At 69.0% G+C, this 11,582-nt stretch carries 7 protein-coding genes and 2 pseudogenes; 3 read left to right on the top strand and 6 right to left on the bottom strand.

Features of this window, described 5'->3' with window-relative positions; genetic code table 11:
• Window positions 1-336 precede the first annotated feature (336 nt).
• The 5 genes and pseudogenes from ABZ281_RS18085 to ABZ281_RS18065 all read right to left on the bottom strand — a co-directional run bounded on the left by ABZ281_RS18085 (window position 337) and on the right by ABZ281_RS18065 (window position 7,526).
• Complete coding sequence (locus ABZ281_RS18085) at window positions 337-1,653, bottom strand: hypothetical protein (protein WP_356656588.1); 1,317 nt, start codon at window positions 1,651-1,653, stop codon at window positions 337-339.
• Window positions 1,654-1,717: 64 nt separating this feature from the next.
• The gene (locus ABZ281_RS18080) at window positions 1,718-3,628 is read right to left on the bottom strand and encodes an AAA family ATPase (protein ID WP_356656586.1); all 1,911 of its coding nucleotides are present in this window, start codon (window positions 3,626-3,628) and stop codon (window positions 1,718-1,720) included.
• Between the two features lie 235 nt (window positions 3,629-3,863).
• Window positions 3,864-6,020, bottom strand: a complete 2,157-nt coding sequence (locus ABZ281_RS18075; RefSeq protein WP_356656584.1) for a UvrD-helicase domain-containing protein — start codon at window positions 6,018-6,020, stop codon at window positions 3,864-3,866.
• Between the two features lie 48 nt (window positions 6,021-6,068).
• A pseudogene (locus ABZ281_RS18070) lies at window positions 6,069-7,085 on the bottom strand (serine/threonine protein kinase); the annotation flags it as partial.
• A gap of 60 nt (window positions 7,086-7,145) precedes the next feature.
• Window positions 7,146-7,526, bottom strand: a complete 381-nt coding sequence (locus tag ABZ281_RS18065) for an ATP-binding protein (RefSeq protein WP_356656590.1) — start codon at window positions 7,524-7,526, stop codon at window positions 7,146-7,148.
• Window positions 7,527-8,635: 1,109 nt separating this feature from the next.
• Here ABZ281_RS18065 and ABZ281_RS18060 point away from each other — a divergent pair.
• From ABZ281_RS18060 to ABZ281_RS18050, 3 genes are all read left to right on the top strand, one after another.
• Window positions 8,636-8,974, top strand: a complete 339-nt coding sequence (locus ABZ281_RS18060; protein ID WP_356656582.1) for a MerR family transcriptional regulator — start codon at window positions 8,636-8,638, stop codon at window positions 8,972-8,974.
• Window positions 8,975-9,212: 238 nt separating this feature from the next.
• The gene (locus tag ABZ281_RS18055) at window positions 9,213-9,416 is read left to right on the top strand and encodes a cold-shock protein (RefSeq protein WP_356656580.1); all 204 of its coding nucleotides are present in this window, start codon (window positions 9,213-9,215) and stop codon (window positions 9,414-9,416) included.
• A gap of 974 nt (window positions 9,417-10,390) precedes the next feature.
• Window positions 10,391-11,044 (top strand): hemolysin III family protein, encoded by a 654-nt coding sequence (locus ABZ281_RS18050; protein WP_356656578.1) that lies wholly within the window; start codon window positions 10,391-10,393, stop codon window positions 11,042-11,044.
• A gap of 209 nt (window positions 11,045-11,253) precedes the next feature.
• Here ABZ281_RS18050 and ABZ281_RS18045 read toward each other — a convergent pair.
• Window positions 11,254-11,582: pseudogene (locus ABZ281_RS18045) on the bottom strand (RNase J family beta-CASP ribonuclease); the annotation flags it as partial.

Genomic DNA, 11,582 nt, shown 5'->3' with positions numbered 1-11,582 from the left:
GGGAAGGAAGGGCAGGCCACGCTCCCACGGGTAGGACACGACCGTCGACGGCACGGTGGACGTTCGCGGCGTCGGCGACCCCGTGTGGTTGATGACGCACTGGCGTTGCTCGCTGTGGCCCAGCGACATGCCACCGGCGGCGAGCGCGTCTTCGCCCCGCACGGCCGCAAGCTGCACGCGCTGCCGGTGTGACGCACACGCCGGACGGCCCGCAGGTGGTCGGCACCATGTGAGCCGACCACCTGCCACGCACTACCCGGGTGACGCGATCACAGCGGACTCCCACGGACCCGGGGCGTCACCCTCCAGCTCCCCGACCGGTGGGCGCGAGCGTGCCTACGCCGACGCGGGCAGCGCGGGGAACACGACCACCGAGCCGTCGTCGTCGCGGGCGATCTCGATCGCCACGTCTGTCGCGCGGCTGTCGACCACGACGCCGTCGCCCAGCTGGTGAATCCGGTGTGCCGCCCGCATCAGGCGATCGACTTCAGCCGTTGTGAAGACGGGCCGCAATCCGTTCGTACGGGCCAGTTCCAGCCCCGACAGGCGGACCAGGACGCCGGCGATGCTCGCCTCCAGTGCGTCAAGGCGGTGCTGGTCGCGCTTGAGGGCGCGAGTGAAGTTCTCGAACAGGTTGCCCGGGTCGCTCTGAGCGTGCTCGACGGCCTGCAGGACGACGACCCGCCGCTTCAACGAGATGGCCAGTGTGGCGAGCTCGAGGTGCGCGCGGAAGATGCCCCCGTGATCGTCGATGCCGGGAAACGACTTGGTGAGCGTGCCCAGCTCGACGGCCTTGCCCTCGGGGAGCTTGTCGAGCGCGCTCTGCCATTGGGCAAGGCGGCGGTCGGCGGCGCCGAGCGCAGAGTTGATGGCGTGCACTGCAGAGTCCAGGCCCAGCGAGACGCCGGGCCTGCCCTGGTCGAGCAGGATGGCGGTGGCCTTGTCGATGGCGTCGCGGCAGCCGTCGAGTTCGCTGTGCTCGTCCATGAGCTTCTGCTCGTGCAACTGTTCCAGCAGCTCCGTGATGTGCTCGATGGCCTGCTGACGTCTGCTGTCGGCCTGTGCACTCACTCCCACCGCGACGGCCATGAGGACGAGCGGCGCGGCCACGGTGAGCATGGCACTGCCGCCGACCGCCACACCGGCCGTCGCACCGGCTCCACCCACCGCGCCCGCTGCCGCCGCTTGACCGGCCGGCACGAACGTCGCGGCGCCGGCGATCTTCCCCGCCGAGTCCACCAGCGGGCCGCGGATGCAACCGGCCGCCCCCTTCGCCGTCATCGGGCGAAGGATGCCCTGACCGAACTGGGCGGCGACCTTGGCCGGAATCACCATGCGGTACAGGCCTTCGCCGGCCGCCGTCGTCGTGGCCGAGGCTGAGGAGCCCCGCGCCGATTGCGTGATGAGCTGCGACAGGTGCTGCGCCAAGGGACTCGCGGCGTCCAACGGAATTCCCCGGCCGCGGTCGAACTGTTCGGGCAGCGGGTGCGCCTCGAGCGTGGCGATCGGCTCCTCGGCCAGGACGGCCAGGACACCGCGCAGTTCAGCCAGGCGCTCAGCCGTCATCGGCCCGTCTCCGGTTACTGCGGGCACCCGGACGTCCCCGGTCGCCAGCATCCACACTGGAACGGTTCCCTTGCGGTCGTCAGTCATCGTCTCCCCCTTTTCCTCCGGCACAGCCTACGGTCGGCGTCCGGCAAGAACGTCATGAATCTCATCAACGGGTCAGGCGCGGGATACCGGCCGCCCTACCAGGGACCAGGGACCTCACGTTCTCCAGCAGCGCGTGCAGCAGCTTCGGTTCACCGTCGGCGGTGCGTGCCGCCTCGGCATACGTCGGTCCGTGCTTGCCGTCCGCATACCCATCGCCCTGCGCGATCAGTTCCTGGCGGCGGGTGTTCCAAGCGGGCCAGTCGTCCCTGAGGTAGGTGTCGAGGTCGTCCTCGAAGAGGGTGTGGGTCGCCTCACTCACGCTCGCGGGGCTGGCTTCGGCGGTCATTCCCAAGTAGCGGAGGATCTTCGTGTTCTTGGCGACCGATTCCCGAAGGGCCGCGGCCTTCTTCTCAGTGTGGGCGTCGGCTACCTTCCGGGGCCCGGTGTCCGCGTCGAAGACGAGGTGGCAGCGTACGCCGAAGCCGGTGAGGACGGCGTGGCAGAGGATCATGTTGCCCTTGCCCTCGGCGTTCACGACGCAGATGCCTTCAGCGCCGAGGCTGAAGCCCTGCCGCTCTGCGAAGGCCAGGAGGACGCTCTCGTCCGTGGCGCCCTCGACCAGGACGGCGATGTCGGCGAACAGCGCCTCGGCAAGCTCCTTGACGTACCTCGTGGCCCCACGGCGGGCGATGGACTTCTCCGGTACATGGCCGTCGAGGGTCTGCCGCAGCTTCGTTTCGGTGAGGGCGCGCAGACGCACCTCCGGGTGTTCGCCGCCGCCGACCCGGTACAACCTGCGGACCTGCTGGTAGTCGCTCGGGTCGATGAACACGGGGCTGTGCGTCGCGTACATCACCTGCGTCTGGTCCTCGGCCGATGCGACCAGGCTCCGCAGCACCTGCGCGAACACCCGTGTCTGCGCCGGGTGCTGGAAGAGCTCGGGCTCCTCGATGGCCAAGCACAGGGAACGCGTGCCGTTCTCGGGGCGGCGGCACTCCGAGAGGTACCTCAGCGCCGCGATGATCAGCGCACGCTGGAATCCGTGCCCCTGGCGGCGGACCGGTGTCAGAGCCGCTCCGTCACGGATGTTGACCGCGAACGCGGTCCTGGTCCGCTTGGGCACCTGGGCAGTCGGGGTGACGACGACGTCCCGACCGGTGGTGAACCGGCCGACCTCTGCGGACAGGGCGCCGGACAGCCTCGTGAGCACCGGCTCGTAGATCTCCTTGTGTACCTTCTCGCGGGCCGCCTGGGCGTCCTCGTCGATGGCAGTGAACTGGGCTTCCGCCTCCGAGCGGTCGACCGCGTGCTCGAGGATCCGCCCCACCACGGACGCCTTGTTGTCGTCGGTCTCCTCGTAGGCCCGCAGATCGGCCGAGATGAAGACGAAGTCGATCAGCTTGCCGAGCAGTCCCTGGCCGGCGAAGCCGAAGAAGTGCGTGCCTTCCACCTCGGCCTCGGCGAGCCGGTCCCGGTTCCTGGCCTCCCAGGACCGCATCTCCGCTTCGGCGGCGTCCCAACTGCGCACGGCGGGCAGGCCGAGTCCGGGGTCCTGGTCACGTAAAGCCTTGTACGCGGCCGTCTTCTCCCGGTTGCCGGCGCCCTCCCGGATCCGCTCGAAGGGCGGATAGGCCAGGGCCTTGCCCGTGATCCGGTCCTCTCCGTTCTCCCAGGTACGCCAGATGCTCAGGGTCTCCAGTCCGTCGGGCGCGTAGTGGCCGAGCGCGGACCGGTCGGAAGCGGTGAGGCCGTCGAACTCGACCTCCACGCGGATCCGCTTCGCCGCCGCCGCGGAGTGCACGTCCTCCTCGCTGAGGATGCCGCCCTTCTCACCGTTGAAGAACCAGTCCAGCGCACGCAACACGGTGGACTTGCCGACACCGGTCGGGCCGATGAGTGAGGTGATCGAGTCGAAAGAGACGTCGAGGCTGCGCAGACAGCAGAAGTTCTCGATGCGAACGTGCTTGATCTTCATGGTCTTCCCGAGGAGTGACGGTGTGGCACTCCCGGGGCAGCGAGGCGTCGAACAGGCAGTGACGCCAGGGCACTTCGGATTCACCCGGGCATGAGGGACAGGTGCTTCCGGCGATGCCCCTGAGACACCACCGAAAACACGAGTACTCAAACATGCCCATGAAAGCACTGTCAATCGAAAGTGATGGATGTGCGCAGCCGCTCGTGCGCGTGTGTGCGCGTGGACATCGGCGGGGTCAGACCGCAGTGGCGCCCGCCTCGGTCAGGAACGTGCTCGGTGCGCCCGACCAGGACACGGCGAGGCTGTCCCGCGCCCGTGTGCAGGCCACGAAGAGCAGGCACCGCTCAGACATCATGTCCATCTCATGCTGCTTGGGATCCACCTCGGATGGTGTGACCGCCTTGGGAAAGGGCAGCGCCTCGTCGTTGACTCCGATCACCGCGACGCAGCGGAACTCCAGGCCCTTGAACGAATGCATGGTTCCGATTCGCACCTGCGCGGCGTCCTTGGTGGCGGTGTCGGCGCGCAGGGTGGCCGCGGGGATCCCGGCGTCTTTCAGGCGAGCCACGGCTCTCGCGCACGTCTTCTTGAAGCGGGCGCTCACCCCGATCTCCCCGGCCCCGACACCAGCGTCCATCCACGCCCGCACCTGGTCGACCAGCGCGTCCAGTTCAGCCTCCTCGCTCGCCGCGCCCCTCACAGCGGGCCCGTCGCCGTGGAGGGCGGAGCGGTAGCCGAGCAGGGTGTCGTTGCGGCCCTCGTCCTGCAGCTGGGCGATCGGGCGGCCGATCAGCAGGGCGGTGGACCAGCGCAGGATCTCCTGGGTGCTGCGGTAGTTCTTGCGCAGCTTCACCGACCGGCCGGCCACCTTGATGCCGAGCGACTTCAGCGACACCTTCGAGTCGTAGATGCGCTGGTGCGGGTCGCCCGCGATGAACAGATCGTCCGGACGGGTCGGCGCGGCAGCACGCAGCAGCCGCCACTGTGCCGGGTGCAGGTCCTGCGCCTCGTCCACCACGACATGCCGGTACGGCGGCCCCTTCTCCTCCAGCAGCCGTGCCGCCTCCACGCACGTCTGCAGCCAGGTGCGAGCCCCGTCCGCGGCGAGGTCGGCCGTGAACCGCTCGACCGTCTCCCACACCAGCGGCCGCTCGGCGGCCGTCAGCCGGCTGCCCCGTCCCCGCCGGTCCGCCGCCTCGTACTCGGCCAGGGTGGTGATGCCCTGCGCCAGGACGACATGCCGGTACTCCTGGGCGAGGAACTGCGCGCTGCCGGTGAAGCCCGTCGCCTTGGCGGCCTTGCCCCAGCGGCTCACCTCCTGGTTGTTCATCAGCGGCCGCAGCGGCACCGCGCCCGGCGCCTCCGCGACGACCCGGTTCGCGAAGCCGTCGACGGTCGAGATGTCCACGCGCTCGCGCAGCTCCGGGGCGTCCACCAGGGACTCCAGACCCGCCCGGAGCGCGTTGACGAGCGCGTTGGTGTAGGTGGTGAGGAGGATGCGGTCGCCCTCGCGCAGGTGGCCGAGCAGGTGCTTCACCCGGTGCAGCGCGACGACGGTCTTGCCGGTGCCGGGACCGCCCGTGACCTGCGCGGGACCCGAGTACGACGCGCGGTAGGCCACCTTCCGCTGCGAGGGGTGCAGGAACACCCGCCAGGCCGCGAAGGGCTTCTCGAGGATGTCCCGCAGCTCCTCGGGAGCCGACACCAGCGCGATCCGGGCCCGGCTGTGGTGGATCGCCGTCTCGTAGTCGCCCGTGTCCACCGGCTGCGTGGACGCCTGCAGGGCGGGGGCCACGATGTCCTGCCAGACCTCCTCGACCGTGCAGCCCGCGGAGAGGTACTGCAGTACCTCCCGCTGGTCCTGCGGCAGCAGCGGCGCGAAGACGTCCAGCTGCTCCTGGTCGACCAGCGACCGGGCCTGCCGCAGCGTCTCGTCGTCGATCCCGAGCGCCTTCAGGTCACCGTCGGTGAACTTCGCGAAGAGCCGGGGCTTGGGTGAGGACTGAGCCACCCGCTCGTACGCCGGCGTGATCTCGTCCAGGGTCGCCGCGTCCCGGATCTCGACGGCCCGCGTCACCTCGTTGATGCTGGACTTCTGCTTCAGTGCCCAGGCGATGGCCTTGTCGTGCGGCATCACCCGCAGCAGGACGAAGGTGTCACCGGAGGGCGGCGCCAGCACGACGCCGCGCCAGAACTGGTCGATGCGGATCGTCCGGATCTGCTTGTCCTTCGCCTTCACCAGGCTTTCCAGTTTCAGCCCCGGGTCCTTGAAGAGCTGATCGAGGGTGAGCCGGCTGAACTTCTCCCAGGCATCCATCACCCCCTTCCGGACCGGAGGCTGGAGCTTGGGCAGCTCGGCGAAGAAGCCGATGTCGAAGGCGAGCTGAGGCATGCGGGGATCCTAAAGTCCAGGTGGGCAGCGGTGCGGGCGAAGGCCGAGTCAGCCGGACGAACCCGGGCCTTCGCCGTCGAGATCCAGACGGATCACGGCCAGTGTCTCGGCGACCTCGGCGGTCAGTTCGTCGTCAGGGCCGTACACCACACACAGGTCAGCGTGCAGCGGCTCCAGGACCTCGACGGCGGCGGAGGCCCGCTGCTGCGCGAGCAGCAGCATGCCGATGTCGCGGCGCAACTCCACCGCGTTCTCGCTCACGTCGCCGTCGACGGCGCGTACGGCGTCGAGCACGCCGTGCAGCCCGGCCAGGGCCTCGGTCACCTGGCCGAGTTCGCCACGGCAGCGTGCCGCCTGCGCACGGCAGTCCAGGGCCTCTTCGCTGTTCGGCCCGCTGACCCGGCCGTAGGCGTCCGCCAGAGCCTCGAACTCCGGCAGCGCGGAACGGTGATCCCCCGCGAGCTGACGGCTGAACGCCCGGCGCCGGCGCAGAGCGAGGACCGCCTTGCTCTCCGCGCCGAGCACCCGGGCAGCCGACTCGACCATCTCCCCGACCACATCCGCCGCCTGCGAGAAGCGGTCCTCCTCCCACAGCGCTGCGCAGTGCTCGTACACCTCGCGGATCTGCTCCCGCAGTTCGTCACGATGGGCGGGTGGCAGCGCGGGCGCCGGTACCGCGTCGGGCCCCGTGCCGGGCGTGTTCCGCTGCGCGCCCGCGGGCGCGGCACGCGAGCGGGGCGCGTAGGGGCGGCGGAAGATGCCGGTCGGGTCGGGTGCCCCGGCGAGGCCCGCCGCCTCGGGTTCGGACTCTGCGCCGGGTACCGGCAGGAAGGGCCGCAGCCGCTCGTACACCTCCTGCACGTCGGCCGGGCGCGCCTCGGGCGCCTTGCGTAGCAGGTGCAGGACGAGGTCCTCCAGGGCCTCCGGTACGTCGGCCCGCAACCGACGCAGCGGCGTCGGGGCGGCGTTGACGTGCTGCATCATCAGCTGCCACTCGCTGTCGCCGCTGAACAGCAGCCGCCCGCAGAGCAGTTCGTGCAGCACACAGCCGAGGGCGTACAGGTCCCAGGGACATCTGGTTGCCGGCCGGACTCCACCAGGGCGGCAACGTCAACCAGCAACTCGTCAGGCACGGTATGAGGCGGACCGTGTTGGCCGGCCATCCGGCTGCTTGAGCGGTGACGCTACCGGGCAAGTAGATGCGCTCACGGTCTTGCCGCCGGAGGGCCGGCTGGTGACGGGCGTGGCGTGGGCGAGGCCGGTGACCACGGGCCAGTCGAAGCCCCCGGTACCGCCGTTCGGATCAAGGGAGAGCATACGCGGCACATACCGACTCGGATCGTGAACACCGACCTCGATGGTGTCGGGGTGCGCAGTCAGTTCCAGTGTCCAGCGGCCCCCACCGTGGCGCCAGGCATCGGTGACGAGCTCGGACACGACCAAGACCACCGTGACCGCCGCGTCAGAGCCACGGTCGGCTGCGGCGCCGGCAATCACCGTGATCATCAGCGTCACCCTGATCTCTGAAGCGTCCATGCCCCTGCCCTGGCTACCCGACCCCCCTGCCCCACCCTCCACCTGCCAACCCGCAGAGCCCCAGTGCTTGCCTGAAGGGGGCGGAGGACCACAGCCGACACATGACGGCACCTGGGGCCGTGCGGGTTCGCCACCCCGGGATCGTCGAGGGCGGCCCGCGGCCTCGTGCCGCACTCGTCAACGGCCGACCTGCGGGGCGTCACGGCTGGAAACGTCAGTCCCGGTCGGCGACGTCACGCTCAGCCGGCCGTGCTGCGCGGCGGGGGCCACTGAGTGCGCCGGACCGAGCCTGGGAGCTGCTTGAACCATCTGTGGGCCGGCCGAGGCAGACCGGTCGAGGCGGACTAGCTCATCTTCGAGGGCGCGGAAATCTATCCCCGCCGGAGTAGACATTCGGCAGCGGTGTGGTTATGGTTTCCCTCGTAGCCGAGATCGAGCAAGGCCCGGCAGACATGAACTGCCGGGAAGCATTACGCAGTTGCAGTTGGCATGACGGTGCGGTGGTGGAGTTCCGAAGCCAGAGTGGTCGCAGGACGGCGACGGGACTGACGGCCGGACCGGGTGGCCCGCAGTGATCAGGGGCCGCCATGAGCAGCACCGCAGTTGCAGTGCCAGTAAGTGAAGTTCGCAGTACCCAGCAGTGAAGTGAGTGGCTGTACCTCGGTGAAGGCGTCGGCTGCGGGCGCGCGCACCGGGAGGTTCGGCAGTGGGGTTCCAAGCCAGAGCAGACGCAGGACGGGCGACGGGGCTGGCTGCCGAAGAGTGGCTCTGTTCGAGGCCACCAGTAGTTCGCAGTTTCCGTTAGTGAGTAGTTGATCAAGAGGGAAGAACGGAGGAGCCCCGCGCCATCAGGATCGCCCGGGAGGAAGTCTTGGACCCGGGTACCGCAGGACATCGATAGTGAGGTGGTCTCCGGTCGAGCAACCGCGATCCCCGCGCCCCCGAGAGCGTCTCGGTCGGGTCTGCGGAGGCAAAGGGCCGGTGCAGTATCAGGGCCGGCAGATGGTGTAGTAGTTCCTTCGGGGCCCTGGTGCCAGTACGGCGCCAGGGCCCCTCCACGCGTTTCGCAGAGAGGTGCAATGACAGCAGACGACACGTTCGGCCGTCTCGATGACGACGACTACCCCGCCTACACCATGGGCCGGGCCGCCGAGATGCTCGGCACCACACAGGGCTTCCTGCGCGCCATCGGCGAAGCCCGCCTCATCACCCCGCTGCGCTCCGCGGGCGGACACCGCCGCTACTCCCGCTACCAGCTGCGCATCGCCGCCCGCGCCCGGGAACTCGTCGACCACGGCACCCCCATCGAGGCCGCCTGCCGCATCATCATCCTCGAAGACCAACTCGAGGAAGCCCAGCGCATCAACGCGGAATACCGCCGCGCCACCGAATCAGCGAATCCGACCGCAGCAGCGTGAGACGAGACGTCCGCGTCGGCGGGCACCGCACGCATGGTCTGCCGTGCGGTGTGATCGTTTCCTGTGGTGACGCGGCGTGTGGGCGTGTAGCGTTCTGTGTCAGCTGTCGTGGTTCGGAATTCCCCCTGCCCGTGCCTTTTGGTGTGGGCGTTTTGCTGTGCAGTGCCGCAGGAACCAGGGCGATCACCTCCGCCTGCCACATGGAGTGGGGGCGTTCATCGACTGGAAGGCATCAGACATGGCAACGGGAACTGTGAAGTGGTTCAACGCGGAGAAGGGCTTCGGCTTCATCGCCCAGGAGGGCGGCGGCCCGGACGTCTTCGCGCACTACTCCGCGATCAACTCTTCGGGCTTTCGTGAGCTCCAGGAGGGTCAGGCTGTGACGTTCGACGTCGCCCAGGGCCAGAAGGGCCCGCAGGCCGAGAACATCAACCTGGTCTGACCTCGCAGACCTGCCCGGGGGATCGCGCACACTGCGTCCGGGGAGCGCCACCCGTGCGGGCTTTGCCGCCCACCGGGCGAAGCCCCTGCTCTCGTGCCGGGCGTACACAGGATCAGGGGCCGCGCAGCCTTTGCTGCGCGGCCCCTGATGTGTTGAGGCGAGTGCGACATCGGCCGAACTTCTTGACCTCAGTTGCTTCGAGCGTCGTACGGTTCGGGTGCCGTATGTCCTGCGCCTCGGTTCGCGCAGTTGGAGCAGTAGACGGTCAGGTGCCCGTCCAGGCGGCGAGGAAAGCTTGTCGTCCATCCGGATCGTCCCATCTGCGGTCCGCCTGCAGAACGCGCCAGGCGGTGAGCTCGAGATCTCGGAGCCACAACTCGCCGATGACCTGTGTCTTGAGGTCAGGCAAATGGTCGGACTTGGCGAGGGCTTGACCGACCACCTCCCCGGCCGCTACGTGCTGGGGCGCGGAGTCATCTCATCGATGGCCGAGAGGATCTGCCCGGCCAGGGCGGTTCCCTCTGCTTCCAGAGAACGCAGCACTTGAACCTGCATGTTGACGGGTAGCAGGTACGCGGTGCCCGACGACCTCCACAGGTGCGACCAGAAGCCTTCTCCCGCCTTGGTGGGGGCAGGCAGGAAGCATGGCCGTTCCACTCGGCTTGGGCAGGCCCAATTGGCGGGAGGGCCAACGGGGCTGGAGTTCACGCGGTGGCGAGCCGGCCCGGGCCCGGCGATGGCCCTGTGGCCCTGGACCGACCTCCCATGCTGCTGCCGGCGCGAGGTCTTTTAGCATTGCCGCATTGCTGCCAGTGACGCCCAGTCGCCCGAGGGGAGAACGAGAAGCTGTGTCCCGCGACGCCGCTGAAGTCGAATACGGTCACGTCGCCTCAGGGCGTGGAGAGAGCCGTGGGCTACCCGACGGATCGCAAGGCGGACATGCAGGGGAGAAGGCTCACTCGGTTTCCGCCCTGGTGGAGCGGGCGGCCGACCTGGCCGAACCGATCAAGCCGAAATTGCGTGGCTGGCTCCATGCCGGAATGGTCCCCGCCGCACTGATCGCGGGCGTCGTACTCATCTGCCTGGCCCGTACTCCGCAAGCAGTCCTGGCCTGCGCCGTGTACTCGGTCACCGCCTGGCTGCTGTTCGCAACGAGCGCCGTCTACCACCGAGGCACCTGGGGACCACTGGGCGAGGCTCTTCTACGACGACTCGACCACGCCAACATCTTCCTGATCACCGCCGGCACCTGCACCCCCCTGGCCGTGCTCCTCCTTCGGCCGGAGCAGCGGTCCATGCTGCTGTGGATCGTATGGACCGGGGCACTGGCCGGCATCGTGTTCCGAGTCCTGTGGGTCGGAGCTCCGCGATGGCTGTACACCCCGTGTTATCTGGCCCTGGGGTGGGCACCGGTGCGCTACCTGCCCGACTTCCTGCACACCGGCGGAGCGGCCGTAGTCGTCCTGATCGTTGTCGGCGGTCTCCTCTACAGCGCGGGCGCGGTCGTCTACGCCCTGCAGCGGCCCGACCTCTCACCCTGCTGGTTCGGTTACCACGAGGTCTTCCATGCCCTGACCGTGGCAGCCTTCACCGCGCACTACGTCGCCATCTCCCTGGCCACCTGCTGACCCTGACAGCGTCCGGGCTTGCGCCGGCTGCTTGCTTGTTCTGGTCGATGAGGTGGTGCTTTACGGTGTCGGCGCACGGAGTTGCCCCGGTCGTACACGGTGGTCTCGTCGCTGGAGTCGGCGTACAGGTGGGTGGCTGCTGACTCCCGTGCCCGGCCGCGATGCCGGCGAGACCGTGACCGGTAGCGGGCCGGGCGCCGGGCCGTGGTTCAGGCGTCGATGATGACGGGGATGATCAGTGGCCTGCGGCGGTGGGTGCGGAAGGCCCAGTTCGCCACGGCGCGGGCGAGGAGTTGTTCGAGTTGGCGGGCGTCGCCTACGCCTTCCTGGGCCGCGGTGGCCAGGGTCTTCTCGATGACGGGGATGACGGGCTCGAAGGTGGTGTCGTCGTGGACGAAGCCGCGGGCCAGGAAGTCGGGGGCCTCGGCCAGGGCGCCGGTGTCGGCGTCGACGATCGCCACGACGGTGACCACGCCTTCGGCGGCGAGGGTGAGGCGGTCCTTGAGGGAGGCTTCGGTGGCGCCGCCGACTTCCATGC

Source organism: Streptomyces sp. NPDC006265 (assembly GCF_040613555.1).
In the GTDB taxonomy this organism is placed as follows: domain Bacteria; phylum Actinomycetota; class Actinomycetes; order Streptomycetales; family Streptomycetaceae; genus Streptomyces.
This window is presented reverse-complemented; position numbering and strand designations above follow the sequence as displayed.